We start from the raw sequence: 26,297 nt of genomic DNA, 5'->3' as shown, positions 1-26,297 counted from the left end.
GCTGTCCGACGAGCGTGCAGGGGGCGTATTTCGTGCCCGCGCGGCGCGCATGACGGGCGCATTGCGCTGCCCGCCGCGCAACGCCGTGGCGCAGTGCCCGGCGGGGGGCCGTGCCCGGGGTCAGCCGGTCAGCCCGTCGCCACCTCGACGAGGTCCACGAGCTGCGCCACGTCGCGGTCCCCGTCGAGGACCGCCGGCAGGGCCGCCGCCTCGGCACGGAGGTCGGCCGCGCCGACGACCGCGGACCACGGACCGCCGACGAGGCGGTCGGTCAGCAGCGCGACGACGAGGTCCTGGCGCAGGCGCGGGGCGGCGTCGCGCGGTGACGTCGCGGTGGCTGACCCGTCGAGGCTCCCGGAGCGTTCGACGGGCTCCCCCACGTCGTCGAGGTAGCGCACCGTCGCCGTCACGAACGGCTCGAAGGACGTTCCCTCGCGCAGCGCGACCTCGTAGAGCGCCGTGGTGGCGTGACCGGCGAAGACCTCGCCGCCGTCGACGGCGTCGTTGCGGAAGTCGCCGTCGGCGACCGCCCGGTTCTCGTAGCCCAGCAGCCGGTAGCCGGCGACCTGGGCCGGGTCGAACTCCACCTGCGCCTTCGCGTCCCGCGCGGCGACGACGAGCGACCCGGTGAGCCCGGTGCCGAACACGCGCTCGACCTCGGCCGCGGTGTCGATGTAGACGTGCCAGCCGTCGCCCTGGTCGGCGAGCTGCTCGAGCAGGTGGTCGTCGTAGGTCGTGATGCCGACGCCGACCGAGACGAGGTTGATCCCGGCCTTCGCCTCGGTGCTGATGCGCGACAGGATCCCGTCGGGGTCGGTCTCGCCGACGTTCGCGACGCCGTCGCTGATGAGGACGACCCGCGTCATCCGGCCCTCGGTGCGCATGTCCATGGCCACGTCGTAGCCGAGCGCGAGACCGGCCGCGGCGTTGGTCGACGCCTGCGGCGCGAGCGCGTCGATCGCCGCCAGGATCCCCCGGCGCTCGGACACCGGCGTCGGGTCGAGCACCACCTCGGCCTCGTCGGAGTAGCAGACCATGGCCACCCGGTCGCTCGGCCGCAGCGCCGAGACCAGCGTGCGCAGCGCGGCCTGCGTCGTCACCATCTTGCCGGCCTCGTCCATCGACCCCGAGCAGTCGACGACGAGCACGAGGTCGGCGTCGTCGCGGGACACGCTCGACGCGGGCGCGCCGGCGATGCCCACGCGGACGAGCCGGTGGCCGGGCCGGAAGGGCAGCCCGACGGCGTCGATGCTCACCCCGAGCCCGTCCCGCGGGGCGGTGTAGTCCTGCTCGAAGTAGTTGACGAACTCCTCGGTGCGGACCTCCCGCGGGTCGATCGCCGTCCCCTGGGCGACGGCGTCCCGGAACCGCGTGTAGGAGCCGGTGTCGATGTCGAGCGCGAACGTGGACAGGGCGTCGTGAGCAGGGTCCGTCATCGCCGACGTGGCGGCCGAGCCCGTCGGGACGGGGTCCGGCCCGGGCAGCTCCCAGCCCTCCGGGCCGGGCTCGACGGCCCCCGTCGCGTCCGAGTAGCCGTCGCCCGCCGAGCAGCCGAGCAGCGCGACGGCCGCCACGAGGGCGGCTCCGGCCAGTCGTGCGAGCCTGCCGTGGTTCGTCCTCATCGCTGTCCCCGTCTCCGTGGTCGTGGCGTGGGGCCAGACGCTAGGGCGGGGGCGGGCTGCCCCGGACGGGAGTTGCGGGCTCGTGACCCGAACGATGGGCTTCCGTGTCCGCGACCCCCGCCGCGTGGCCGGACCGTGACCTCACCTTGTGCGGATCGAGATGCGGCCGCGCGGGTCGGGGGGCGGCTCGTGGTGACGCGGGCGCCGCGCTCGGCTACGGCGGCTGGGCACAGGGCCCGGGACGAAGACCCGGGACGAGCACCGGGACGATGGGAGCGGGTGACGAGAATCGAACTCGCGCTATCAGCTTGGGAAGCTGAAGTTCTGCCACTGAACTACACCCGCGCGGCGCCCTTACGGACGCTGCGGCAACGATCCTACCCGGTACCCGGTGTGGTCCTTCAACCCGGGCCGCGTCGCGATCGGGTCGCGCCTGGTCCCGGCGCCCGGCGGGTGGCAGGGTCGGACAGGTGACCGCGTCGATGCGCCCGTTCCACGCCTCCGACCTGCCCGGCATGTACCGCGTGTGCCTCCTGACGGGTGCCGCGGGCGAGGACGCGACGGCCCTCTACCGCGATCCGGAGCTGCTGGGGCACGTCTACTGCGGGCCGTACCCGACCGCGGACCCGGGCCTGTCGTTCGTGGTCGTCGACGGGCGGGGCATCGCCGGGTACGTCGTGGCCACGGCCGACACCGTGGCGTTCGCCGCCTGGTGCGAGCGCGCGTGGTGGCCGGTGCTGCGCGCCCGCTACCCGCTGCTCGCCGACCCGCGCGACGGCACCGAGGACCACGTGCTGCGCGCCCACGTGCACGAGCCGGGCACGCCGTCGGTGCCGGCGTCGGCACCGGCACACCTGCACATCGACCTGCTGCCGCGGGCTCAGAGCCACGGCTGGGGCCGTCGGCTCGTCGCGACGCTGGCGGACGCGCTGCGGGACCGGGGCGTGCCGGGCGTGCACCTGGACGTCGACCCGCGCAACGCACGGGCTGTCGCGTTCTACGAGCACATCGGCTTCGTCCGCGACGAGACGTACGACGCGGGGTACCGGATGGTGCTCGACCTGCGGTGAGACGCGGACCTCTCCGCTTATTGATATCGCCTCTCAGTACCTGTTAGGTTCGCGTCGCCCATCCCGGACGACCCGAGAGGACCGGGCGCGCCCGCGCCCTCCCCACCATGACCACTGCGAGCCACACCCTCCGCCACCGCTCGATCCCCGCCCTCGCGCTCGTCCTGGCGACGGCGCTGCTGACCGCCTGCGCCGGCACCCCCGGCGCCGGTGACGCCGCCCCGCCACCGACCCCGGAGGCCGGCACTCCCGCCGCGCAGGAGCGCGCCACGGCCGTCACCCGCCTCGCCGTCACCTACGACGGCGGCATCCAGGTCCTCGACGCCGACACCCTCGAGGTCGTCGCCGACCTGCCGGCCGAGGGCTACCTGCGCCTGAACCCGGTCGGCGACGGCCGCCACGTCGCCGTCACCACCGCGGGCGGCTTCCGCCTGCTCGACGCCGGCACGTGGGGCGAGGCCCACGGCGACCACGCGCACCACTTCACGGTCGACCCGCTGCTCACCGACGTCACCTACCCGGCCGCCAAGCCGGGGCACGTCGTCGTGCACGACGGCCGCACGGCCTTCTTCGACGACGGCACCGGCGACGTGACGGTCGTCGACGCCCCGCACGTGGCGGACGGCCCGACGGACGCGGCGCGCACCTACACGACCCCGTCGGCGCACCACGGCGTCGCGGTCGAGCTGCACGACGGCTCGCTCGTGGTGTCCGAGGGGACCGAGGACGCGCGCACCGGCGTCCGGGCGCTCGACGCCGATAACGCCGAGATCGCCACCACCGACGCCTGCCCGGGCGTCCACGGCGAGTCCGTCGCCGCCGACGACGTCGTCGCGATCGGCTGTGAGGACGGTGTCGTGCTCTACCGCGACGGCGCGTTCACCAAGGTCCAGAGCCCCGACGCGTACGGCCGCATCGGCAACCAGGCGGGCAGCGAGGCGTCCGCGGTCGTGCTCGGCGACTACAAGAGCGACCCGGACGCCGACCTCGAGCGCCCCACGCGCGTCTCGCTCGTCGACACCCGCACCGCGACCCTGCGGCTCGTCGACCTGCCCGCGTCGTACACATTCCGCTCGCTGGCCCGCGGCGACGACGGCGAGGCGCTCGTGCTGGGGACCGACGGCGCGCTGCACGTCGTCGACCCTGAGACCGGCGCGCTCGTCCGCTCGATGCCCGTCATCGGTGGGTGGCAGGAGCCCGACGCGTGGCAGACCCCTCGCCCGGCGGTCGAGGTCCACGCCGGCACCGCGTACGTGACCGACCCCGCCACGCGCAGCATCCACGCCGTCGACGTCGCCACCGGCGAGGTCTTCCGCACCGCGACCCTCGACGTCGTCCCCGACGAGCTGGCCGTCGCGACGGGCGAGGCAGCCGAGGCCGCCCACGCCCACTGACCCGACAGGCCCACCAGCCGGGCTGGATTGCTCTCTCACCGGGGGGGGGGAGCAATCCAGCCCCTCCAGGCCCGCCCCCAAGGGCGTGAGAGAGCGATCCAGCCCACCCCAGCCCAAGGGGCGTGAGAGAGCAATCCAGTCCACCCCGAGGCCCCCCGAAGGGGCGTGAGAGAGCAATCCAGTCCACCCCGGAGCGTGAGAGAGCGATCCGGTCCGGGTCGTGCTCGTGCGCCGGCGGCGCGAGGTGCGTGCGGCAGGGCAGGATCTGCGCGTGAGCCCGACCGAGCCCGCAGCACCCTCCGCCGCCGCCCCCTCTGCCGCCACGCCGTCAGCGCCCGTCGACGCCGCGCCCGTCGACCCCGACGCGCCGCACGGCCACGTCGCCGTGCGGTCGGGTCGGGCGACGCGGGTGGCGCTCGTGGCCGTCGTCGGCCTGGCCGCCGTGGCCGCCGCGCTCGGCATGGTCCTGACGTGGCCGGGTGCCGGCGGTCCGGTGACCGGCCTGGTGGACGCGGGCGTCACGTACGTCGGCGCGCAGGTGGTCGACTCCCGGATGCAGTCGTGCGACGGCACGATCGAGGACGTCCTGCAGGACGGGACCGTGCCGCAGAGCGTCGACTGCCTCCAGGTCACCGCGCGCACGTCGGGCGGCCGCGAGGTCGCGGTCTACGCGACCGGCGGCACCACGGCGTCCGACGTCCCGCCCGGCGCCCGCGTGCTGCTCGAGCACTACCCCGCCGCGACCGGCGACCCCGAGGTGTGGGCGTGGCACGACGTCGACCGGACCCTGCCGCTCGGCACCTTCGCGCTCGCGTTCGCGCTGGTCACGACCCTCGTCGCGGGGCTGCGCGGCCTGCGCGCGCTCGTCGGGCTGGCGCTGGCGTTCCTCGTCCTCGGCGCCTACGTCCTGCCTGCGCTCGTCGCCGGGCAGGACGGGCTCGCGGTCGCGCTGGCCGGGTCGACCGCGATCGTCGTGGTCGTCCTGTACCTGGCGCACGGGGTCTCGTTGCGGACCACGACGGCCCTCGTCGGGACCCTGCTGGGCCTGGCCATGGTGACCGGGCTCGGACTGCTCGGGGCGCACGCCGCGCGGCTGCAGCCCGTGACGTCGGAGGACACGTTCGCGCTCGCACGGGCGCTGGGCGCCGACGGCGTCGGCGTGCTGCGCGGCGTGTTCCTGTGCGGGGTCGTCCTCGCGGGCATCGGTGTGCTCAACGACGTGACCATCACGCAGGCGTCGGCCGTGTGGGAGCTCCGCGCGGCGGACCCGTCGGCGTCCTGGCAGACCCTGACCGCGCGCGGCATGCGCATCGGCCGCGACCACATCGCCTCGACGGTGTACACGATCGCGTTCGCGTACGCGGGGGCGTCGCTGCCGCTGCTCCTGCTGCTCGAGCTCTACCAGCAGCCGCTGCTCATCACGCTGACGAGCGGGGCGTTCGCCGAGGAGATCGTCCGGACGCTCGCGGGGGCGACGGGCCTGGTCCTGGCGATCCCCCTGACGACGGTGGTCGCGGCGGTCGCGGCCGTCGGCATGCCGCCGCACCGCTCGCGCGGCGGCCACGCCCACTGAGCACGACCGGATCGCACTCTCGCGCCCGGGGGGCGGTGGGCGGACGGCTCGGGCAGGTGCGGGTGTCAGGCCGTGACGGAGAGCCGGAAGCTGCCCGAGCGCTCCTCGCCGGGCTCGAGCACGAACACGCCCGTGCCGGGCACGCCCTGGTCGTGCAGCGTGAACCCGTCGTTGACGTTGGTGGCGGGCTCGAGCGCGAAGTAGCAGCGGCGACGCGGCGCGTACAGGACGAGGTGCCGGTAGACCGGGTCGACGGTGAGGTCGACGGTGACGCCCTCGTCGGCGTACTCGACGCGCACCGGCTCCGTCGGGTCGAGCGCCGTGAGCACGTCGTCGACGAAGCCCGAGCCCAGCGGGCGACGGGACCGGAAGTCGGCGCGCGGCGGCACGGGGCCGGCGGGGCCGTCGGGGATGGCGCCCGAGAGCCGGTACCCGGCCTCGGCGGGCACGTGCAGCAGCGGCCCGGCGGTCGGCGGGTACTCGCGGACCGGCGCGCCGACCGGCAGCAGCGCGCGGCTGAGGTACGGGTGGTGGCCGAAGCCGGCGGGGAACGGCTCGACGTCGGTGTTGCGCACCGACGTCGTGACGACCAGGCCGTCGCCGTCGAGCGCGTAGCGGACCGTGGCCCCGAACTGCCACGGGAAGTTGATGCCGATCTGCTCGACCGTGTCGACGGCGAGCGTCACCGCCGTGCCGCTGCGCTCGACGACCTCCCAGTGCGCGTAGCGCACGGCACCGTGGATCGCGGTGCCGTCGGCGGCGTTGCGCTGCAGCTGCCACCGCCGCCCGGCGAACGGCAGCACACCGCCGCGGATGCGGTTGGACCACGGCACCATCGGGAAGCTCGCGCACTTCTCGGGGTCCCCCGACGACGCCCGACGGGTCGGGCGCAGCAGGTCGCGCCACACCCCGTCCGCCGTGCGGATGCGCCCCGCGCCGAGCGCGGCCCCCGTGCCGGGCAGCACGTCGACCTCCCAGCGGTCGTTGCGCAGCGTGACGGCACCCGGAGGCGCCGCCACGGCCGTGGTGACCGGGGCGGGCGCGGGCTCGGTGATCTGTGCGGTGATCGTCATCGGCGGCAGCCCCCTGCTGTCGGCGCCGGGCGCCCAGCGGCCCCGGTCAGAGCGTGACCTCGACGCGGACGGTGCTGCCCGCGGGGGCGTACGGGACGTGGTTGCCCTCGACCGGCGAGCCGTCGACGACCAGCGTGCCGCGCGAGCCGCGGGCACCGGAGTTGGTCACCGTGATCTCGTACGTCGCACCGCGGGCGACGCGCGTGACCGTGAACGACGGGACGTCCGGGCCGATCTGCGGGTCGACGACGAGGCCGTCGTAGTCGGGCCGGACACCCAGCAGGTACTGCGAGACCGCCACGAAGTTCCACGCCGCGGTACCGGTGAGCCACGAGTTCTTGGCCTCGCCGGCGCGCGACGCCTGCTTGCCGGCGATCATCTGCGCGTACACGTACGGCTCGAGCTTGTGGACGTCGCTGATCTCCTCGCGGTACGCCGGGGTGATCCGCTTGTAGTAGTCGAACGCCTTGTCGCCGCGGCCGACGACCGTCTCGGCGATGATCACCCACGGGTTGTTGTGGCAGAAGATGCCACCGTTCTCCTTGTACCCCGGGGGGTACGTCGAGACCTCGCCGAGCTCGATCTGGTACGTCGTGTACGCCGGGTACTGCAGCACCAGGCCGTGCGGCGTGCCGAGCATCTCGTCGACCGCGTCGAGCGCCTGGATCGCGGGCGCCTCGACGTCGTCGGGACCGTCGCCCACGCCGATGCCGGCCATGACCGCGAAGCCCTGGGGCTCGATCCAGATCTTGCCCTCGGGCTTGGCGTCGGTGCCGACGGGGTTGCCGTAGAAGTCGTACGCGCGCAGGAACCAGCGGCCGTCCCACGCGTGCTCGAGCACGGCCTCGCGGACCTCGTCGACGACCTTGCGGGCCTGCGACGCGACCTCGGTGAGGCCACGACGCTCCGCGAGCTCGGCGTACTGCTCGCCGTAGAGGACGAACTGCGCGGCGATGAACACGGACTCGGCGTGGCCGCCGGCCTTGTTCTCGGTGGTCTGGAACGACTCGCCCGGCTCGGTGGAGAAGCAGTTGAGGTTGAGGCAGTCGTTCCAGTCGGCGCGGCCGATGAGCGGCAGGCCGTGCGGGCCGCGGTTGTTGACCGTGAAGTCGAACGAGCGCGTCAGGTGCTCGAACAGCGGGACCTCGGTGCCGGCCGCGTTGTCGAACGGCACGGGCTCGTCGAGGATCGAGAAGTCGCCGGTCTCCTTGACGTAGCCGGCGACACCGGCGATGAGCCACAGCGGGTCGTCGTTGAAGCCGGACCCGATGTCGTTGTTCCCGCGCTTCGTCAGCGGCTGGTACTGGTGGTACGCCGACCCGTCCTCGAACTGCGTGGACGCGATGTCGATGATCCGCTCGCGCGCGCGCTCGGGGACCAGGTGCACGAAGCCCAGCAGGTCCTGGTTCGAGTCGCGGAAGCCCATGCCGCGGCCGATGCCGGTCTCGAAGTACGACGCCGAGCGCGACATGTTGAACGTGACCATGCACTGGTACTGGTTCCAGATGTTGACCATCCGGTCGAGCTTCTCGTCGCCCGAGCGCACCGAGTACGTCGAGAGCAGCTCGGTCCAGTACGTCTGCAGCGCCTCGACCGCGGCGTCGGCCTGCTCGGCCGTCGCGAAGCGGCCCAGCAGCGCGTGCGCCTTCTCCTTGTTGACGAGCTGGTGGGCGTCGTCGGCCCACTTCTCGTCCTGCGCGTTCTCCAGGTAGCCCAGGACGTACACGAGGTCGCGCGTCTCGCCCGGGGCGAGGGTCACGCGCACCGAGTGGGAGCCGATCGGGTACCAGCCCGACGCGACCGAGTCGCTCGACACCCCGGCGCGCGGCACGGCCGCCTCGCCCAGGGAGTTGTACGCGCCGACGAACGTGTCGCGGTCGGTGTCGAAGCCGTCCGCGCGGGTGTTCACACCGAACACCGCGTAGTGGTCACGGCGCTCGCGGTACTCGGTCTTGTGGAAGATCGCCGACCCGTGCGGGCCGTCCTGCTCGACCTCGACCTCGCCGATCGAGAGGTTGCGCTGGTAGTTCGTCTGGTCGTCCTGCGCGTTCCAGAGGCAGAACTCGACGAACGAGAAGAGGGTGACCGTCTTCTCGGCGTCGGAGGTGTTGGTGACGGCGACGCGCTGCACCTCGGCGTCCTCGCCCAGCGGCACGAAGAACGTCGTCGCGACCCGCAGGCCGCCGCGCTCCCCCGTGATGCGGGAGTAGCCGAGCCCGTGCCGCGCCTCGAAGTGGTCGAGGTCCGCCTTGACCGGCAGCCACGACGGGGTCCACACGTCGCCGCCGTCGTTCACGTACAGGTAGCGGCCGCCGGTGTCGGCGGGGATGTTGTTGTAGCGGTACCGCGTCAGGCGCCGCATCTTGGCGTCGCGGTAGAACGAGTACCCACCGGCCTGGTGCGAGAGCAGCGAGAAGAACCGCTCCGACCCGAGGTAGTTGATCCACGGGTAGGGGGTGTGGGGCGTCGTGACGACGTACTCGCGCGCCTCGTCGTCGAAGTGGCCGAACCGCATGGCATGCCTCTCGTGCCTCGTCGCACGGCCGAGGACCGCGGCGCCACCGGGAGGTGCACGCCAGGTGTCAGCGACCCTGCTCAGGTACCTGGTCGTCCTACGGAACTACATCGCGGGCAGCCCCGCGCGCGCTCGACGTCGAAGCGCCTCGCCGCACGGGCGAGAGCGCTCCCACACGTGAAGCGGGCACAGCATAACCCGAAGGCCGATCCGGCCGGAACGGCCCGTGACCTTTCACCGCACCGATCCACCGGTACGTCCCCGGCCGTCCAGGGAGCCCGGTACCCGCCGTCCGTGTGAGCCGCGCGCACCCGACGCGCCCGTGCGGGTCGGTTCGGACCGGTTCGGCACTACGGTGTCACCGTGCTGCTCTCCGACCGCGACATCCGTGCCGAGCTCGAGACGGGCAGGGTCGCGCTCGACCCCTACGAGCCCGCGATGGTCCAGCCGTCGAGCGTCGACGTGCGCCTCGACCGGTACTTCCGGCTGTTCGACAACCACAAGTACCCGTTCATCGACCCGGCTGCCGAGCAGCCCGACCTCACGCGTCTCGTCGAGGTCGACGGCAGCGAGCCGTTCGTCCTGCACCCCGGCGAGTTCGTCCTCGGCTCGACGTACGAGCAGGTCACGCTGCCCGACGACGTCGCCGCGCGCCTCGAGGGCAAGTCGTCCCTCGGGCGTCTGGGGCTCCTGACCCACTCGACCGCGGGGTTCATCGACCCCGGCTTCACCGGGCACGTCACGCTCGAGCTCTCGAACGTCGCGACCCTGCCGATCCTGCTGTGGCCCGGCATGAAGATCGGTCAGCTCTGCTTCTTCCGGCTGACGTCGCCCACGGAGAACCCGTACGGGTCGGCGGCCTACGGCTCGCGCTACCAGGGGCAGCGCGGACCGACGGCCTCCCGGTCCTGGCAGGGGTTCCACCGGACGGAGGTCTGATGACCGCGTACCCGCCGCTCGTCGTGACCGACCCGACCCTGGCCGAGCGTCACCTGCTCGCGCTGCCCGCCGGCGTCGAGCCCGAGGAGATCGAGGTCCTCGCCGCCAGCAGGTTCCGCAACGCCCGCTGGGAGGACGCGCGCCCCGCGGAGGCACCGGCCCGCACGGGCGTGCTGCCGGCCGTGACCGCGGCGTTCGGCATGCGCTCGGTCGCCCGCCAGAGCGCGCGGCCGTCCCGCGTCCTGCGGCTCGCGCGCCTGTCGTCGCTCACCGGGCCCTACGCGATCGGCGCGCACGACGCGATCGGCCTCGGCCTGCCCGCGACGACCGTCATGGTGTGGGTGCTCGACGCGCCGCGCGAGCGGGGTGAGCGCCCCTGGCCCGGCGGCGACCGGGACGGCTTCAAGCGCGCGTTCCCCGACGGCCTGCCGATCCGCGAGGAGGAGCGCGTGCTGCAGTGGCTCGTCGCCGCCGCGCGACGCCTCGGCGGGTCGGTGCGCACGCAGACGGGCGTCGTACTGACGCCGGACCCGGACGCGGCCACGGACCTGACCGTGCTCACCGACCGCTGGCTCGAGCCGGAGCACGTGCTCGCGGTTGTGCAGGGCGTGCAGCCGCGCGCGTACCTGTCGGTCGCGACGCCCGGCTCGTGGTCCGGGCCGACGGTCCTGGCCGGACGCGGGTCGCAGGGACAGGTGGGCGGGGCGCCGGAGTCCGGCGGCTCGGGCCTGCGGGCGGCGCTCGAGGAGCACGGCATCGCGGACGCCGACGACCGCCGCCGGCTCATGGCCGAGGCCGATGCGTACGACCAGCTGATGCTCGCCGACCCGCCTCCGGCCGAGGCGTTCGGCGTCCTCGTCGACCTCGGCGTCGACGGCATGCTCGCGGTCGAGGTCGCCGCGTGCGAGCAGCTGCCGCCGCTCATGGAGAACCTGCCCTGGACCAAGGACGGCGTGGTGGCCTACCGCGTGCGGTGGGAGCCGTTCGAGATCGAGCAGATCGAGCGCGAGAAGCCGTCGTTCGAGCACCGCGTCGCGCGCAGCCGCTCGGCACCGCTCATCGCGACGGTGACCAGGGCGCTGCAGGCGGTGACGGGCGGCGAGGTCGCCGACGAGGCCGACTTCCTGGTGGACCCGTCCGACCTCTGACCCCGGTGCCGGCGGGCCCTGCGGCCCTCGCCCCGCGTGAGTGGTCGCATCTGCGCGGCGGGCACCGGGAAGTGGTCACCTGGGCGACCACTTCCCGGTGCCGGCGCCGCGGGTGTCAGCCCAGCAGGTCCGGGTAGCGGACCGCGTCGTCGCCCGTGCGGCCCAGGACGTGCTCGGCGAGGAAGGCCTCGACCGTGCCGTACCAGACCTTGGCGTGCTGCGGCTGCAGGATCCAGTGGTTCTCGTCCGGGTAGTAGAGGAACCGGTGCGGGCTGCGGCCGTGCTCGTCGGCGGGCAGGCCGGAGGACGACAGCAGCTCGTACCACAGGCGCAGGCCCTCGCCGATGGGCACGCGGTAGTCCTTGTCGCCGTGGACGACCAGCATCGGCGTGACGATGTCGCCGACGAACCGGTGCGGCGAGTTCTCCATCGCCATCTCGGGCGTCATCTCGCGCTGCCAGTAGTACGCCGCGTCCGTCGTGGGGCCGAACTGGTCGAGGGCCCACAGGCTCGCGTGCGTGACGATCGCGCGGAAGCGGTCGGTGTGCCCCGCGACCCAGTTGGCCATGTACCCGCCGAACGACCCGCCCATCGCGGCCGTGCGCTCGGGGTCGAGGTCGTCGCGCTCGAGCGCGGCGTCGGTCGCGGCGAGCAGGTCCGTGTACGGCGCCGCACCCCAGGATCCCCAGCCGCGCTGCACGAAGTCCTGGCCGTAGCCGGTCGACAGCGCGGGGTCCGGCAGCAGCACGGCGTAGCCGCGCGCGACCATCAGCCACGGGTTCCACCGCCACGACCACGCGTTCCACGAGCCGAGCGGTCCGCCGTGGATCCACAGCAGCAGCGGCGCCTTCGCGTCGGGGCCGGCGCCGTCGGGCAGGGCGAGCCAGGAGCGCACCCGCGTGCCGTCGGCGGCCGTCGTCACGACCTCCTCCAGGCGTCCCGGGAGCGGGACGTCGGCGGCGGGCGACAGCAGCGCCTCCGCCGCGACGGGCGCGCCCGCGAGCGCGGCCGCGAGGTCGATCCGCACGGGGTGCGCGGGCGCCTCGTAGGACGTGCGCAGCGCGTAGGCGGTCCGGCCGTCGGGGCTCACGCGCACGTCGGAGAACGCCGCGTCGTCGCTGGTCACGCGCGTCACGGTGTCGGAGCTCAGTTCCACGTGGAACACCGGCGCACGGCCGTCGTCGTCGGCGACCACCAGGAGCGCGTCGGACGAGGGCAGCCAGACCGGGCTCGACGGCCAGCGGTCCCAGCCGGCGGCGAGGCGGCGGGGCTCACCGCCCGCGAACGGCACGACCCACAGCTCGACGGCCGGTGCGCGGTGGGGCGTCGAGAGCGTCTCGCGGGCGTAGGCGACCCACTGCCCGTCGGGCGACACGACGGGGTGCCCGATGTCCCCGGCCTCGTCCTCGACGAGCACGCGACGCTCGCGCGTCGCGACGTCGACGGCCACCAGGTGGGTGCGCAGCTCGCCGCGCGCTCCCCCGCGGTTCCACGGTGTGACGACCGTGCGACCGTCGGGGCTGAGCGCGGGCGACTGCTCCAGCAGCTCGATGCGCGCGTCCGGGGTGACGTCCCGCAGGTCGAGCCGGGGGTCGCTCTCGCCGGCGCGCGGCGCGGCGACGTCGCTGCCGACCGTCGCGACCAGCGCGTGCGGCGAGCCGGGGCCGAGGTCGTGGTCCCAGTAGCGCACCGGGTAGCCCGTGTGCAGGATCGCGGCCACCTTGGCCTCCTTGCGCTCCTGGTGACGGCGGTCGTCGTCGGCCGGGTCGCTCGCCGACGGCAGCACGTCGGACACGACGAGGACCGTGGGCGCGTCCGTCGCGACCTGCACGCCGCCGACGCCGGCGCGACGGTCGGCGACCACGCGGGCCTCGGCGCCGTCGGCGGGCAGCAGCCACAGCGCGGCCGTGGGCTCGGCGTCGGGGTCCTGCGCGTCGGGGTCCGGGCGCGCACTGGTGAAGAGCAGGTCGCCGGCGGGGGTGAACGCCGCGGACGACTCGCTCTTGGCCGAGCGCGTCAGGCGTCGCGCAGGGCGCTCACCGGCGGGGTCGACCTCCCACAGCGCCGTGACGTACCCGGTGCGCTTGCGGTCGAGGGTCTGGACGCCCGTGACGAGGCGTGTGCCGTCGGGCGAGAGCACGAGGCCGGACAGGCGCGGCAGCGCGACGTACGCGTCGAGGTCGTGGAAGGGCGTGGCGGCCGGGAGGTCGCCGTCGGGGGGTGTCGTCATGCCCCCGTCCTATCACCCTCAGCCGACGGGTGTCGGCGTCACCGCCTCGGCGTCGCAGGTGCACCACTGCGCGTCGGGCACCTGGGCGCGCACGGAGTCGACGTGCTCGCCGCAGCCGGCCCAGGTGGTCAGGCCGCACGTCGGGCAGGGGGTGGGGTAGCACATGGGGGTCCTCCGGGGGGTCACGATCACCCTAACCGCGCCGCAGCGGCGCGGGGTGCACCCGGTGAGTCACGGCCGCCGACGTGGTCGGTACCTCACGTCGGCACGAGCAACCGGAGGACCACATGACCGCCCGCATCAGCCCCTACCTGAACTTCCGCACCGAGGCCCGCGCCGCGATGGAGTTCTACGGCGAGGTCTTCGGCGCCGAGCCGACGTTCAGCACGTTCGACGAGTACGGCATGGCGCAGGACCCCGCGGACGCGGGCAAGATCATGCACTCCCAGCTCGAGCTGCCCGCGGGCGGTGGCCTCCTCATGGCGTCGGACGCACCCGCGGGGATGCCGGTCCCGGACGAGACCTCGGCATCGGTCGCGCTGTTCGGCGGGCCGCAGGACGCCGAGGCGCTGCGCGCGGTGTTCGCGCGCCTCTCGGAGGGCGGAACCCCCGGGGTGCCGATGGAGGTCGCGCCGTGGGGCGACGAGTTCGGGATGTGCACCGACCGGTTCGGTGTCGGCTGGATGGTCAACGTCGCCGGGCCGGGCCGGGGGTGAGCGGCTCACCTCGGGTGAACCCGGAGGAAACCGCCCGACTGCTATAGCGCACCTACGATGCCATGTAGTAGACCTACTACATGGACACCGTCGAGAGTGCCGCCGTGCACGTCGCAGGGCTGCGCATGGCGTACGGCGAGCGCACCGTCCTCGACGGCGTCGACTTCGACGTCGCACCGGGCGAGGTCGTCGCGCTCCTGGGGCCCAACGGCGCCGGCAAGACCACCACCGTCGAGATCGTCGAGGGGTTCCGCCGGCGCGACGCCGGTGACGTCACCGTGCTCGGCACCGACCCCGAGGACGGTGACGACGCCTGGCGCGCACGCATCGGCGTCGTCCTGCAGTCGTGGCGCGACCACCGGCGGTGGCGGGTCCGCGAGCTGCTCGGCCACCTCGCCGACAGCTACCGGCCCTACGCGACCGACGGGGCCGCCCGGCCGCGCGACGTCGACGACCTGCTCGCGCGCGTCGGGCTCACCGACGCGGCCGACCAGCGCATGTCGACCCTCTCCGGTGGTCAGCGCCGCCGCCTCGACGTCGCCGTCGGGCTCGTCGGCCGACCCGACCTCCTGATCCTCGACGAGCCCACCGCCGGTCTCGACCCCGCCGCGCGCCGCGAGTTCCACGAGCTCGTCCACGAGGTCGTGGACCGTGACGGCACCGTCGCCCTGCTCACCACGCACGACCTGGCGGAGGCCGAGACGGTCGCCGACCGCATCCTGCTGCTCGCCGGCGGCCGCATCGTCGCCGCGGGCAGCCCGGCCGCGGTCGCGCGGGAGGTCGCCGGACCGTCCGAGGTGCGCTGGAGCGCCGGCGGGGCCCGGCACGTGCACAGCACGCACGACCCCGTCGCCTTCACGCGCGAGCTCCTCGCGACCGGCGGCGTGGAGGACCTCGAGGTGGTCCGCGCCAGCCTCGAGGACGCGTACCTCGACATCGTCCGCCGGCACGAGACCGACGCCGCGCACCGGGACCTGGCGGTCACGCGATGAGCACGCCCGCACGCCCTGCGACGCCCGCCCGCACCGCGCCGTCGCCCCGCGCCTGGGCCGTGCGCCTCGGCCTGCGCCGCGGCGTCACGGAGTTCCGGCACATGCTGCGCAACCCCGAGGACGTGGGATGGAACGTCGTGATCGGGATCGGGATCCTGGTGTACCTCGTCACGCAGCGCGGCACGACCGTCCCCGGCAGCGGCGGCCTGACGCTCCCCGACGTGGCGCTGCCCGGCATCCTGGCCGCCACCATCCTGTTCGGCATGGTCATGGGCCCCGCCTTCGCCCTGGCCACCGAGGTCGAGGAGGGCACCGTGCTCCGCATGCGCACCACTCCCCGGGGCACGACGACGTACACGGTCGGCGTCGTCGTCAGCCAGGCGCTGGGCGCCCTGCCCATGCTGGTGATCCTGCTGGTGCCGTGGCCGTTCCTGCTCGGCGACCCGATGCACCAGGGACCGGGCGGATGGGTCGCCGTCGTGGGCTGGCTGCTCCTCGGCACGCTGGCGACGCTGCCGATCGGCATCGTGGGCGGCGCCCTCGCGGCGCGCCCGACACGCGTCATGCTCTTCGTCATGACTCCCGTCGTCGCCCTGGCGTTCCTCTCCGGCGTCTTCGGTGCCCAGACCGTGCCGCCCTGGGCGTCCGGCGCCGTCCAGGCGTTCCCGCTGTACTGGCTCGCCCACGGGCTGCGCTCGACGACGTTGCCGGCGGGCGCGGAGGCGCTCGAGCTCGGCGGCGCGTGGCACCCGGGGATCGCCGCCCTCGTGCTCGTCGCGTGGGCCGTCGTCGGGCTCGTCGCCGCGCCGGTCGTGCTGCGCCGGTCGACCGCCCGGCAGACCGCGAGCGCGCTCGCGGACCGCCTCCAGACGCTGGTGCGGGGCTGAGGGTGGCCGAGGAGGCACGTCGACGTCCGCCGGGCGGGGAGTCCGTCCACAACCGGATCGCGGTGCTGCGTGCCGAGCGCGGCGTGAGCCGCCGCGAGCTCGCGGACGCTCTCGGGGTGCACTACCAGACGGTCGGGTACCTCGAGCGGGGCGAGTACAGCCCGTCCCTGCACCTGGCGCTGCGGATCGCCGCGTTCTTCGACGTGCCCGTCGAGGTCGCGTTCTCCCTGGACCCGTTCCCGCGCATCGGCGCGTGAGTCGAGGCGGGAGCGCCGGGTTGGGCGCGAGGCTGGGCGGCCACCTCGGATACTCCTCCTTGACCGGCTGCAGTGTCTCGCAGGGGTGAGAATCTTCACATCTTTGTTACAAATCGACCATCTGCGACCATCGCGCACCCCTCGGCTTGACGCTTCGGCGCCCGCAGGTCAAGAAAAGGTCACGAAGGGTCTTGGCAAGAGCCTGCTCGAAGGAGCAGGATGTCGCCCGTCTCCTGCGGGGCTGGGCGGCCACGCCAACGACGACGCACCACCCCTCCACCCGTAGCGCCGCATGCCGGTCGACGACCCGGACGTGCGGCGGCCCGAGCCCCCTGGAGGAGCCCGGGCCGCCGGTCACCCGCGCGTCAGCGCGTCACGAGCGCCGTCAGGACGCCTTCTGCAGCGTGCCGTGCTCGTGGCCACGGCCGTGGCCGTGCCCTTTGCCCGGCTTCCACGGGCCGTGGTGGTGCCCCTGGTCGCCGGGACCCGACACGCCGTTGATCGCCGACGTGTCCGTCGCGAGGCTCGCGGTCGCGAAGGCCACGGCCGGCGCCATGATGCCGATCGCCTCCCGGCTCACGTTCGCCAGGTCGTCACCGACCGTGTGGTAGTTCGGGTCGTGGCGGATCCCCGCCGTGCCGCCGAAGAGCGCGACCTCCTCCTCGGTCTTGATGTCGTCCGCACCGGTGAACAGGCCGGACGCCGGGACCCCGTTGAGGATGAACGCCTGGTAGTCCGAGCGGCCCGAGAACTCCGTGTCGACCCACGGCTGACCCGTGCGGTCGAACCACCCCGTGAGGACGGCCTCCGTCTGCGCCGAACCCTCGGGGACCTCGACGGGCGCCTCGTACGTGGACTGGTCGGCGTCGTACACGCCGATGATGTAGTTCGGCGAACCCACCATGTCGAAGTTGAGGTACGTGGCGATGCGGTCGAGCTCACCCTCCTGACCCGCGAGCTCGTCGACGTACGCCGTCGAGCCCAGGAGCCCCAGCTCCTCGGCGCCCCACCAGGCGAACCGGACGGTGTTGTTCAGCTTCTTCTGCTTCGCGAGCTGCACGGCGACCTCCAGCAGGACGGCCGAGCCGCTGCCGTTGTCGTTGAGCCCCGGGCCCTCCTCGACGCCGTCGAGGTGCGCCCCGAGCATGACGACGTTGTCGTCGCGGCCCGCGCGCGTCTCGGCGACGACGTTGAAGGTCTCGCGCTCCTCGGTGTGGAACCGGGTGTCCAGGGTGAGCTCCACGCCCGCGGCCACGGCCTCGACGACGGCCAGCCCGTCGGCCTGGCCCATGCCGGCGACGGGCACGCTCACGAGGCCCTCCGCACCGAGGGTGCCGAAGAGCATCTCCTCGACGTTGTTGTAGACGACGACGCCCACGGCGCCGGCGGCCTCGGCGGCCACGGCCTTGTCCGCGAACGCGCACTCCCCGCGGCTGACGACGGCGATCGTGCCGGTCACCTCGACGCCCGCCCACGAGTCGGCCGTGCAGCCGGTGGTGTCGGTCGGCGTCGAGCCCGGCGCCGTGACGCCGCCCTCGGGCGAGCTCGGTGCGTACTGCATCTGGTCGACCTCGTACGTCTCGCCGGTGCCGAGGGCCAGGCTCGCGGCGTCGACGACCTCCAGGCCGAACGTGAACGGGTCGCGCGTGGTCGTGTACCCGGCGCGCTGCAGGGTGCGCTCGACGTACCGGGCGCTCGCCTCGTAGCCCTCGGTGAGGGCGGCCCGGTTGCCGTCGTGCCGGTCCGCGATGCGCTGGAGCTCCTCCAGGTGCCGCCACACACCGCGCGTCGTGACCTGGCGGGCGAAGCGCTCGGCGTCGATCGTGTGCCCCGGCCCGTGGCCGGGTCCCGGCTTGCCGCCCGGCCCGTGGGCCGTGGCGGGCGGTGCGAGCAGGGCGCTCGTCCCGAGCACGAGCACGGCGAGCGCCCCGGCGAGCGTGGTGGTGCGTCGAGCTGTCACTGTGGTGTCCCTTCGTCGCGGGACCCGCGGCTGGTCGGCCGTGGGGCGACGCCGCCCGCGGGATGCCGGACGACGCCACGCCCCACGGTGAACGATCACGCCCGAGAAGTCACGACATCCCACGACTTACCCGGCCGGTGTCCCCCGATCGTGGACGCACCACCGCCGCGGGGCACCGCTCGTCGGGCGGTCCCGCCCCCGGCTTCCTACAGTGGCGGTACACGTCCAGGCCCGGGGGGACCATGCCAGACGACCGGTACCGCGCACTCGTCCTCGAGGACGACCCCGACGCGGCGGAGCTCCTGCGGATCGCGCTCGAGCGCGAGGGGATGGTCGTCGCCGTCGCGGCCACGGCGGAAGGCGCGCTGGCTGCCCTGAGCCGCAGCACCTTCGACGTGCTCGTGACCGACATCCAGCTGCCCGGGCGCTCGGGGCTGGACATCCTGCCCGAGGTGCGCCGGCTCGACCCGGCGATCACCGTCATGGTCGTCACGGCCTACCCGACCTTCGACCACGCCGTCGAGGCGCTGCGGGAGGCCGCGGACGAGTTCCTCGTCAAGCCCGTGCCGTCCACGGAGGTCGTGCGGCGGGCCACCGAGCTCGCGCAGGCCGCCCGCGAGCGCCGGGCCGGCCACCGGCAGCGCATCCTCGCCGTGGGGGCCCACCCGGACGACGTCGAGATCGGCGTCGGGGCCACCCTGGCCGCGCACAGCGCAGCCGGTGACGACCTGGTGATCCTCACGCTGTCGGGCGGGGCCGTGGGCGGCAGCACGACCGTCCGCCAGGCGGAGGCCGCGGCGGCCGCGGCGGTCGTGGGCGCCCGCCTGGTCCACCTCGACTTCCCCGACACCCGCCTGGTCCCCGCCGAGGGCATCATCACCGCGATCGAGCGCGTCATCGCCGAGGTCCAGCCCGACCGCATCTACACGCACGGCGCGCACGACCGCCACCAGGACCACCGCGCGGTGCACGAGGCCGTGGAGATCGCGGCGCGCCAGGTGCCGAACGTGTGGTGCTTCCAGAGCCCGTCGTCCACCGTCGCCTTCGCTCCCACCCGGTTCGTCGACGTCGAGGGGTTCGTCGACACCAAGCTCCAGATGCTCGCGGCCTACGAGTCGCAGTCCCACCGCGACTACATGCGACCCGACATGGTCCGCGCGACGACGCGCTACTGGGCACGGTTCAGCAGGGCCGACGACGTCGAGCCGCTCGAGACCGTCCGCGCCACCGAGACGGTCGCGTCGCACGTGCGCGGCGCCCCGGCCGTCGAGTGGACGCAGACCGCCGGGGACGGCCCGGGCGAGTGACGGGCGCCGCGCGCCGCACGTGGCCGGCGTGGTCGGACACCGACGAGACGGACCCCATGACGCGCGCCCTGCTCGAGCGCGTCGCGGTCGGCTGGCTCGCGCCCGACGCGGTCGCGCTGCGGCAGGCACCGGCGACGGTCTCCATCCTGGTCTCCCTGGTCGTCGTCGAGTCCACCGTCACGCCCGAGCGTCCGGGGCTGCTGGCCGCCGCGGCCGTCCTCGTCGGGCTCGCCCAGCTCGCGGGCGTCTTCGTGCCGTGGAAGTACCTGCGGCCCGTCTGGCGCGCCACCTTGCCGCTCACGCAGATGGCCGCGATCGGTCTCCTGGACATCGGCACGGGCCTGCAGATGGCGGAGTTCGACATCCTGCTCATCCTGCCGATGGGCATGCTCGCGCTGCGGCCCGAGCGCTGGGGCCCGGCGCTCGCGCTCGCGATGTGCACGGTCGTGCTGCTGGCCCCCGCGGTCGTCGACGTCGACCGCAGGCAGCCGCTGCTGCACGCGGTCGTCACGCTCCTCGTCGTCGTCCCGACCGTGGTCGGTGCCTACGGCATCGTGCAGGCCTCGCGGGTGCAGGCGCGCGAGCTCCAGCGCGCCCGGGACGCGCTCGACGTGCGCGCCGAGCAGCTGCGGGCGTCGCGCGACACGCTGAGCAGCATCATCGAGGCCGCCACGGAGCAGGCCATCGTCGCGACGGACCTCGACGGCGTCGTCGTGTCGGCCAACTCGGGTGCCGAGCGCATCCTCGGACGGGCGGCGGACGAGCTCGTCGGTCACGAGGTCGGTGACCTCGTGGCCGACCCGGGCCCGGCCGCCCCGCAGGACCACGCGGGGGTCCCGCTCGGCCGGCTCGTCGGGAGCGCGGCCGACGGCGGGACGCACGTCGAGGAGTGGCGCGTCGTCCTGGCCGACGGCACCACCCGCTACCTCGAGCTCGTCGCCACCCTGCGGCCCGCGCTCGACGGGACGGGCCCCGCGCTGCCCGCCGGCTACCTGTTCGTCGGCACCGACGTCACCCCCCGGCGCGAGGAGCAGCGGCAGCAGGACGAGTTCATCGGGCTGGTCAGCCACGAGCTGCGCACGCCGCTCGCGTCGATCCTGGGGTACCTCGAGCTGATCCGGTCCGGCGAGCACGTGCTCGACGACGAGCAGAGCCGGTACCTCGACGTCGTCGAGCGCAACGCGAACCGGCTGCGCTCGCTGGTCGACGAGCTGCTCGCGAGCGCCCAGGTGGTCGTCGGTGCGCCCCTGGCGGCGCAGGAGGTCGACGTGGGTGAGGTCGTCCGCGCCGCCGTGACCAGCCAGGCTCCCGTCTCGCGCGCCGCGGGCGTGCGGGTCGACGTCGACGCCGACGGGCCCGTGCCGCTGCTGTCGGACCCGCAGCGGCTGACGCAGATCGTGGACAACCTGGTGAGCAACGCCGTCAAGCACAGCCTCGCAGGTGACCGGGTGGTGGTGGAGGTGCACGCCGGCGCCTCCCCGGAGGGGGCACGCACGGCCCGCATCCGCGTGGTGGACCAGGGCGCCGGCATCGCGCCCGACGAGCTCTCGCGCCTCACCGAGCGGTTCTACCGCACGCGCGAGACGAAGCGACGTCGCGTGCGCGGGGTCGGCCTGGGGCTCTCGCTGGTCCAGGCGATCGTCGCCGAGCACGGCGGCACGCTCACGATCGACAGCGAGCTGGGCAGCGGCACGCAGGTCGAGGTGGTGCTGCCCGACCTCGAGGAGCAGGCGACCGGCGAGCCCTGAGCGGGCGCAGGCCCTCAGCCCGGCGTGGGGTTCCACACGGCGGCCAGGGCCGCCCAGTCCTCGTCCGTCAGCAGGCTCGTCGGCGTCACGTTGACGTCGGTCACGCCGTTGGTCGCGGCCTGCTCGACCGCCTCCGCCATCAGCTCGGGGGAGATGGCGTCCGGCGGGTCGACCGAGCCCGGCGCCCACATCCCCACCGAGATGGTGAAGCGCGACATGTCGTAGCCCTCGCCCGCGAGCGCGGCGGTCAGGCGGCCGACGTCGGTGGCCGGCAGCACACCGAACAGGTACGCCCACACGACGAGCCGGTCGGCCGCACGCAGCAGGACGTCGTAGTCCTGCCCGACGCCCGGTGAGCCCCGCCCCGGGTCGTCCCAGTCGACCTGCACCTCCATCGCGAGCTCGATCTGCGCGCCCCGCCCCCCGTCCACCGCGTCCAGCGCGGAGCGCATGCGCGTCAGCAGCCCCGCCAGCACCTCGGTGCGCCACGCCCCCACGGCCGCGTCGCTGTCGTCCGGGAGCCCGTCGGCGGTGCGGGGCCAGTCGATCGCCCCGGTCATCTCCCGGAACAGCTCGAGGTCGTCGTCGCCGAAGGAGTAGCGGTCGAGGAACAGCTCGGTGATCGCGATCTGGCTCGGCTCGTAGCGCGCGCCCAGCGCGGCCACGTACTGCACCAGCCGGTCGCCGACGGCCCCCCGCGCCAGCTGCGTCGCGGACGCCGTGGAGGTCGCCGACGTGCCGTCCGGGGCCACCCCCGCGATCGACGGGTCCTGCGTGATCCACACCGGGACGAACGCGTCGACGATGAGCCCGATCTGCCGCTGCTCGCCGTCGGCCGTCAGCCGCAGCGCCCGCGCGGCCCGCGCGAGGTGGTCGCTCCCCGGCTCGGCCGCCGCGTCGGGGTACGCGTCCCAGTCGAACGCCGTGAACTCGACGCGACCGGCGTTGAGCTCGACGCCCGTGGCCCCGACCTCGTCGAGGTGTCCGTCGAGGGCCGCCCAGTCGGTCGCCGGGTCCGTCACGATGCCGAAGTCCACGCTGACCGAGCGCAGCGACTGAGGAGGCGACGACGACCGCAGCGGGGGCGGCACGTCCTGCCAGGGCCGTGCGACGACGACCGCGACCACGACCACGGCGAGGAGCGAGCCCAGCAGGATCACGACCCAGGACCTTGCTCCTCGACGAGGCCGCTCACCGACACCGTCCCGCTGCGCTCCAGCTTGTTCCACTTGTTCTCCGCTCTCCCGATCTCGAGCCGCGCGGCGTCGAGCACGACGAACGTCATGAGCGCCGAGTACGCGGGCCACAGGCCGACGGTCCACAGGTAGCGCAGGTCGCGCGGCGACCGGTCCATGAGCACGGCGACGACCAGCAGGACGAACGACAGGGGCAGGCCGACCAGCAGCAGCCACTGCCACAGGGACGACGGCAGCCAGCTCGTGCCCTGGACGAGCACCAGCACGACCAGCACCACCGCGCCCAGCACCTGCAGGAAGGGCGCGACCACCTGCGCCAGCGTGTTGTAGAGCAGGTACACGCCGAACGGGCCGTAGCGCGGGTTGCCGATCATCGTGCGGTGCAGCGCCGTCGCCTGCAGCAGCCCGCGGGCCCACCGCACCCGCTGCCGCCACAGACCGCGCACGCTCGACGGCGACTCGGCGAACACGAGCGCGTCGGGCGCGAACGTCACGCCGTACCCCGCGCGGTGCACGCGCCACGTCAGCTCGAGGTCCTCGCCCAGGGTGTCCGTGCGGACCGGTCCGACGACCTCGAGCACGTCGCGCCGGAAGGCCCCCACGTTGCCCGACACGACGGGCATGCACCCCAGCACGTCGAGGGCGCGCCGCATCAGGCCGGTGCCGACGTGGCTGATGAGCGACAGCAGGCGCGTCAGGACCCGGTCGAGGTTCACGGGCCGGTCGTTGCCGCACACGGCCCCGACGCGCTCGCTGCGGAAGCCGCGGAGCAGCCGGGTCAGGGTGTCGGGCCGGAACAGGCCGTCGGCGTCCACCAGCACGAGCACGTCACCCCGCGCCGCCGCGATCCCGGTGTTGAGCGCGGCGCCCTTGCCCGCGTTCTCCTGGTGGATCGCGTGCACCCGGGGATCGGCCGCGGCCAGCTCGCGCATCCGCGCGTACGTGCCGTCGGACGACCCGTCGTCGACGCACACGACCTCGAGGCGCGGGTGGTCGCTGCGCAGGATCGACTCGACGCAGTTGCCGATGAGCAGCGCCTCCTCGTACGCCGGGACGACGACGCTGACCGACGGCGGCTCGGTGAAGAGCGGGCCGCAGCCGGCGGGCCCGGGCGTCGCGCGCCGCTGCCGGACCTCGAAGACGACGGCCGCGGGGACGAAGGCCAGGCGGATGAGCCCCACGACCAGCAGCGACGCGCCGACGACGACCACGAGCGACGTCAGCAGCGCGACGAGCACCGACATCGCGTCAGGCCGGCCAGTCGTCGAGGAGCGCGTCGAGGATCTCCGGCGCGGAGGCCGACACGGCGCCGAACCGGGCGTTGACCTCGAGCACCACGGGCACGCCGTCGGCGAGGCGGCGCACGTCCATGTCGACCGGCCCGACGAGGTCCAGGGCCTCCACCGTGCGCAGCGCGAGGGCGGCGACGTCCGGGGCGGCCCCCTCGGGCAGGCGCTCGACGGCCGTGGCGTTGCCGACCAGGCCCTGCTCGAGGGCCGCCTTCTGCAGCACGACGACGACGGTCCGCCCCGTGTCGGGCGACCGGTAGACCTGCGGGCTGTACTCCACCGCGGGGGCGAACACCTGCACCACCCAGGCTGCGTCGACCTGCTCCCACACGGGGTCGTCCGGCCGGTCGACCACGTGGACGCCGCGACCACCGCGGGCGACGCGGGGCTTGACGACGACCGGACCGCCGGCCCACGCGAGCGCGTCCGCCGCGGACGCGAACGCGTCGGCCGGGGCGAACGCCGGGACCGCGACGTCCGCGCGCGCGAGCGTCCACATCGTCAGGAGCTTGTCCCCCGCGACCGCCGCCGCCGAGGCCGTCGACCCGACGAGCGTGCTGCCGAGCCCCGCGGCACGCCCGAGGACCGCGATGCGCGGCAGCTCCTCGGACACGGTCGGGATCACCAGGTTCGGTCCCACGCGCGCGATCAGGTCGAGCATCGCGGGCTCGTAGCGCGGGTCACCGGCGGCCGGGACCGCCTCGACCGTCTCGAACCCCGTGACGGGCACCGGGTTCAGGTCCGCCCCGACGGCCCGCAGGTCGCCGTCGGTGCGTCCGACGAGCTGCGCGCCCAGCGCGCGTCCGGCGGGACCGGCAGCACCGGTCACCATGATCGTGCGCCGTCCCCCTGCGCTCATCATCGGATCATGGCACGCGCCGCCCGAGGCCGCAGGCGGGCAGCCCGCGCCCCGGGCCGCCGCGCCCGGGTGCGCTCCCGCCGGACGACGGGCAGAGTGGAGAGCGAGCCCGACGACCGGCGAGGTGCGCGATGCGGGGCAGCGGTCACCACGAACCCTGGGGCGACGAGTCACGTCGCCGGCAGCTGGGTCGCGTCGTCCTCGGCCTGGCCGTGGTGCTCGTCGTCGCGGCCGTCGTGGTGCTCCTCGTGCAGCTGGTCGGCTGAGCCGTGGACGAGGACCGGACGCGCCGGATCGCCCGGCTGCTGGTCTGGTCGGGCCTCGCCATCTGCCTCGCGGCCCTCGTGGGGCTCGTCTACGCCGTCCACCCGCTGCTGACCTGAGGCCGCCGCGCGGGCCGCCGCTCAGGGGGTCGCGTCGTCCGTGGGCGCGCCCGGGGTCGCGGTCGCGGCGACCTCGGGTGCGACCGGGACGTCGACGAGGCGGAAGTCGTCGTCGAACGCGACGCCCGTCCCGGCCTGGAACACCACGCTGTCCACGTCGAGCCGCGGGTACACGAACGAGTACGTCCGGGTCTGGCCGCCGTCGATCCAGTGGCCGGCGTCGAGGTCCGACGCGGTGAACCACTCGCCGTCGGGCCACGTCTCGTCCACCGCGACGCGGTAGTCCAGCGGGAACAGCCGGGACGCGCCCTGCAGGACCGTGCCGCGGGCGGTGATGTCGTGCGGCGTGACGGTGTCGCCGGCGCGGTGGGACGAGAACCCGCGCAGGAAGCCGACGGCCCAGCCCAGGCCGTCCTCGTCGTCCGCGGCGTGCACGGTCAGGTCGACGACCACGTGGCCGTGCACGCGGCGGGCCGACGCGTCGACCTCCCACACGCGGGCGTACGTCTCGACGCGCAGCGGCGTCCCCGCGGGGCCGACGTGCGCGCCGAAGGGCGGCAGCTCCCCCTCCGTCGTGACGTCGGTGCGCGTGACGACCTTGGACGTGAGCGAGACCGTGACGCGACGGTTGAGCGCCCGCCCCTCGTCGGACGTGTTGGCCGCGACCGGCTCGGACTCCCCGCGCCCGTCGACCCGCATGCGGTGCCCCGCACCGCCGGCCTGCGCCGCGAGCGCGTCCGCGACCGCCTGCGCGCGTCGTCGTGACAGGTCGCGGTTGTACGCGTCGTCGGCCTGGTCGTCGGTGTGGCCGACGACGTCGACCGTGCCCGGCTCCCGCTCGCCGAGGCGCTGCGCGACCAGCGCGACGGCCTGGGCGGACTCCGGCGTCAGGTCGGCCGAGTCGAACGCGAACAGCACGTCGGACCCGAGCGTGACCTCGACCCGCTCGGTGGACTCGACGGTCCGCACGGCCCCGTGGAGCTCGGCGCTCGTCGACTCCAGCGGGAACGTCGGCGCGCTGACGACGGCGTCGAGGTCGAGCTCCTCGGGCGGCTCGACCTCCTCGACGTCGGGGGTGGCCGACGGGCTCGCGGAGGCCAGGGCGGACGCCGTCGCGGCGGCGTCCGCGGGCGCCCCCC

The 26,297-nt window shown here is 74.3% G+C and carries 22 protein-coding genes and 1 tRNA gene; 12 read left to right on the top strand and 11 right to left on the bottom strand.

Translation table 11 applies throughout. The annotated features are described in order from the left end of the window. Positions 1-128 precede the first annotated feature (128 nt). Positions 129-1,622 (bottom strand): vWA domain-containing protein, encoded by a 1,494-nt coding sequence (locus tag H9657_RS11755; RefSeq protein ID WP_191783599.1) that lies wholly within the window; start codon positions 1,620-1,622, stop codon positions 129-131. A gap of 274 nt (positions 1,623-1,896) precedes the next feature. Next, positions 1,897-1,967: transfer RNA gene (locus H9657_RS11750), tRNA-Gly, on the bottom strand. A gap of 125 nt (positions 1,968-2,092) precedes the next feature. On the opposite strand from H9657_RS11750, the gene H9657_RS11745 reads away from it, so the two are divergent. The 3 genes from H9657_RS11745 (at position 2,093) to H9657_RS11735 (ending at position 5,659) form a co-directional block, all read left to right on the top strand. Then, the gene (locus tag H9657_RS11745; RefSeq protein WP_318241456.1) at positions 2,093-2,692 is read left to right on the top strand and encodes a GNAT family N-acetyltransferase; all 600 of its coding nucleotides are present in this window, start codon (positions 2,093-2,095) and stop codon (positions 2,690-2,692) included. Between the two features lie 107 nt (positions 2,693-2,799). Further along, positions 2,800-4,086, top strand: a complete 1,287-nt coding sequence (aztD, locus tag H9657_RS11740; protein ID WP_191783598.1) for a zinc metallochaperone AztD — start codon at positions 2,800-2,802, stop codon at positions 4,084-4,086. A 271-nt stretch (positions 4,087-4,357) separates the two neighbouring features. Then, a complete protein-coding gene (locus tag H9657_RS11735; protein ID WP_191783597.1) occupies positions 4,358-5,659 on the top strand; it encodes a YibE/F family protein in 1,302 nt (433 codons plus the stop codon). Positions 5,660-5,724: 65 nt separating this feature from the next. Here H9657_RS11735 and H9657_RS11730 read toward each other — a convergent pair whose 3' ends face one another. Next, positions 5,725-6,732 carry an aldose epimerase family protein gene (locus H9657_RS11730; RefSeq protein WP_191783596.1) on the bottom strand — a complete coding sequence of 336 codons (1,008 nt, stop codon included), beginning with the start codon at positions 6,730-6,732 and terminating at the stop codon, positions 5,725-5,727. A gap of 46 nt (positions 6,733-6,778) precedes the next feature. Next, on the bottom strand, positions 6,779-9,247 hold the full coding sequence (locus H9657_RS11725; protein ID WP_191783595.1) for a GH36-type glycosyl hydrolase domain-containing protein: 2,469 nt from the start codon (positions 9,245-9,247) through the stop codon (positions 6,779-6,781). Positions 9,248-9,610: 363 nt separating this feature from the next. Between H9657_RS11725 and dcd the strand changes: the two genes are divergently transcribed. Both dcd and H9657_RS11715 read left to right on the top strand, forming a co-directional pair. Beyond that, complete coding sequence (gene dcd, locus H9657_RS11720; RefSeq protein WP_191783593.1) at positions 9,611-10,186, top strand: dCTP deaminase; 576 nt, start codon at positions 9,611-9,613, stop codon at positions 10,184-10,186. Then, on the top strand, positions 10,186-11,334 hold the full coding sequence (locus tag H9657_RS11715) for a hypothetical protein (RefSeq protein ID WP_191783591.1): 1,149 nt from the start codon (positions 10,186-10,188) through the stop codon (positions 11,332-11,334). Before dcd ends, H9657_RS11715 begins: the two co-directional genes overlap by 1 nt. Positions 11,335-11,449: 115 nt before the next feature. Here H9657_RS11715 and H9657_RS11710 read toward each other — a convergent pair whose 3' ends face one another. Then, positions 11,450-13,564, bottom strand: coding sequence for an alpha/beta fold hydrolase (locus H9657_RS11710; RefSeq protein WP_191783589.1), 2,115 nt, complete (start codon positions 13,562-13,564; stop codon positions 11,450-11,452). A gap of 18 nt (positions 13,565-13,582) precedes the next feature. Next, positions 13,583-13,729 carry a hypothetical protein gene (locus H9657_RS11705; RefSeq protein ID WP_191783587.1) on the bottom strand — a complete coding sequence of 49 codons (147 nt, stop codon included), beginning with the start codon at positions 13,727-13,729 and terminating at the stop codon, positions 13,583-13,585. 122 nt (positions 13,730-13,851) lie between these two features. Here H9657_RS11705 and H9657_RS11700 point away from each other — a divergent pair, with 122 nt between their 5' ends. The 4 genes from H9657_RS11700 (at position 13,852) to H9657_RS11685 (ending at position 16,416) form a co-directional block, all read left to right on the top strand. Beyond that, positions 13,852-14,280, top strand: coding sequence for a VOC family protein (locus tag H9657_RS11700; protein WP_191783585.1), 429 nt, complete (start codon positions 13,852-13,854; stop codon positions 14,278-14,280). An 80-nt stretch (positions 14,281-14,360) separates the two neighbouring features. After that, the gene (locus H9657_RS11695; protein ID WP_191783583.1) at positions 14,361-15,272 is read left to right on the top strand and encodes an ABC transporter ATP-binding protein; all 912 of its coding nucleotides are present in this window, start codon (positions 14,361-14,363) and stop codon (positions 15,270-15,272) included. Then, a complete protein-coding gene (locus tag H9657_RS11690; protein ID WP_191783581.1) occupies positions 15,269-16,159 on the top strand; it encodes an ABC transporter permease in 891 nt (296 codons plus the stop codon). The genes H9657_RS11695 and H9657_RS11690 overlap by 4 nt, the downstream gene beginning before the upstream one ends. A 2-nt stretch (positions 16,160-16,161) precedes the next feature. Further along, the gene (locus H9657_RS11685; protein WP_191783579.1) at positions 16,162-16,416 is read left to right on the top strand and encodes a helix-turn-helix transcriptional regulator; all 255 of its coding nucleotides are present in this window, start codon (positions 16,162-16,164) and stop codon (positions 16,414-16,416) included. Positions 16,417-16,801: 385 nt separating this feature from the next. Here the strand turns inward: H9657_RS11685 and H9657_RS11680 are convergent, their stop codons facing one another. After that, entirely contained in the window at positions 16,802-18,376 is a 1,575-nt protein-coding gene (locus H9657_RS11680) for a M20/M25/M40 family metallo-hydrolase (RefSeq protein ID WP_191783577.1), read from the bottom strand. A gap of 242 nt (positions 18,377-18,618) precedes the next feature. Between H9657_RS11680 and H9657_RS11675 the strand changes: the two genes are divergently transcribed. Both H9657_RS11675 and H9657_RS11670 read left to right on the top strand, forming a co-directional pair. Further along, on the top strand, positions 18,619-19,683 hold the full coding sequence (locus H9657_RS11675) for a PIG-L family deacetylase (protein WP_191783574.1): 1,065 nt from the start codon (positions 18,619-18,621) through the stop codon (positions 19,681-19,683). Positions 19,684-19,739: 56 nt separating this feature from the next. Next, entirely contained in the window at positions 19,740-21,431 is a 1,692-nt protein-coding gene (locus H9657_RS11670) for a sensor histidine kinase (protein WP_191783572.1), read from the top strand. Positions 21,432-21,445: 14 nt separating this feature from the next. Here H9657_RS11670 and H9657_RS11665 read toward each other — a convergent pair whose 3' ends face one another. Genes H9657_RS11665 through H9657_RS11655 form a run of 3 tightly spaced genes read right to left on the bottom strand, consistent with a single transcriptional unit; the run spans position 21,446 to position 24,775 of the window. Continuing rightward, positions 21,446-22,591, bottom strand: coding sequence for a hypothetical protein (locus H9657_RS11665; RefSeq protein ID WP_318241455.1), 1,146 nt, complete (start codon positions 22,589-22,591; stop codon positions 21,446-21,448). Then, positions 22,588-23,871, bottom strand: a complete 1,284-nt coding sequence (locus tag H9657_RS11660; RefSeq protein ID WP_191783570.1) for a glycosyltransferase — start codon at positions 23,869-23,871, stop codon at positions 22,588-22,590. The genes H9657_RS11665 and H9657_RS11660 overlap by 4 nt, the downstream gene beginning before the upstream one ends. 4 nt (positions 23,872-23,875) lie before the next feature. Continuing rightward, on the bottom strand, positions 23,876-24,775 hold the full coding sequence (locus H9657_RS11655) for an ATP-grasp domain-containing protein (RefSeq protein WP_225215168.1): 900 nt from the start codon (positions 24,773-24,775) through the stop codon (positions 23,876-23,878). Between the two features lie 131 nt (positions 24,776-24,906). Between H9657_RS11655 and H9657_RS19410 the strand changes: the two genes are divergently transcribed. Next, on the top strand, positions 24,907-25,041 hold the full coding sequence (locus tag H9657_RS19410; protein WP_263598907.1) for a hypothetical protein: 135 nt from the start codon (positions 24,907-24,909) through the stop codon (positions 25,039-25,041). A gap of 138 nt (positions 25,042-25,179) precedes the next feature. Here the strand turns inward: H9657_RS19410 and H9657_RS11650 are convergent. Then, positions 25,180-26,297 (bottom strand): OmpA family protein (locus H9657_RS11650; protein WP_225215167.1); only part of this gene is annotated, 1,118 nt, incomplete at its 5' end.

The sequence above is a fragment of the Cellulomonas avistercoris genome, from assembly GCF_014836445.1.
Classification (GTDB): domain Bacteria; phylum Actinomycetota; class Actinomycetes; order Actinomycetales; family Cellulomonadaceae; genus Cellulomonas; species Cellulomonas avistercoris.
Note: the sequence above shows the minus strand (reverse complement) of the source record. Positions and strands in the feature narration are given on the sequence as shown.

Coding starts and splice junctions, on each gene's coding strand:
- H9657_RS11755 (WP_191783599.1), bottom strand. CDS start 1,622: ATGAGGACGAACCACGGCAGGCTCGCACGACTGGCCGGAGCCGCCCTC.
- aztD (WP_191783598.1), top strand. CDS start 2,800: ATGACCACTGCGAGCCACACCCTCCGCCACCGCTCGATCCCCGCCCTC.
- H9657_RS11730 (WP_191783596.1), bottom strand. CDS start 6,732: ATGACGATCACCGCACAGATCACCGAGCCCGCGCCCGCCCCGGTCACC.
- H9657_RS11725 (WP_191783595.1), bottom strand. CDS start 9,247: ATGCGGTTCGGCCACTTCGACGACGAGGCGCGCGAGTACGTCGTCACG.
- H9657_RS11715 (WP_191783591.1), top strand. CDS start 10,186: ATGACCGCGTACCCGCCGCTCGTCGTGACCGACCCGACCCTGGCCGAG.
- H9657_RS11710 (WP_191783589.1), bottom strand. CDS start 13,564: ATGACGACACCCCCCGACGGCGACCTCCCGGCCGCCACGCCCTTCCAC.
- H9657_RS11705 (WP_191783587.1), bottom strand. CDS start 13,729: ATGTGCTACCCCACCCCCTGCCCGACGTGCGGCCTGACCACCTGGGCC.
- H9657_RS11700 (WP_191783585.1), top strand. CDS start 13,852: ATGACCGCCCGCATCAGCCCCTACCTGAACTTCCGCACCGAGGCCCGC.
- H9657_RS11695 (WP_191783583.1), top strand. CDS start 14,361: ATGGACACCGTCGAGAGTGCCGCCGTGCACGTCGCAGGGCTGCGCATG.
- H9657_RS11690 (WP_191783581.1), top strand. CDS start 15,269: ATGAGCACGCCCGCACGCCCTGCGACGCCCGCCCGCACCGCGCCGTCG.
- H9657_RS11675 (WP_191783574.1), top strand. CDS start 18,619: ATGCCAGACGACCGGTACCGCGCACTCGTCCTCGAGGACGACCCCGAC.
- H9657_RS11670 (WP_191783572.1), top strand. CDS start 19,740: ATGACGCGCGCCCTGCTCGAGCGCGTCGCGGTCGGCTGGCTCGCGCCC.
- H9657_RS11660 (WP_191783570.1), bottom strand. CDS start 23,871: ATGTCGGTGCTCGTCGCGCTGCTGACGTCGCTCGTGGTCGTCGTCGGC.
- H9657_RS11655 (WP_225215168.1), bottom strand. CDS start 24,775: ATGAGCGCAGGGGGACGGCGCACGATCATGGTGACCGGTGCTGCCGGT.
- H9657_RS19410 (WP_263598907.1), top strand. CDS start 24,907: ATGCGGGGCAGCGGTCACCACGAACCCTGGGGCGACGAGTCACGTCGC.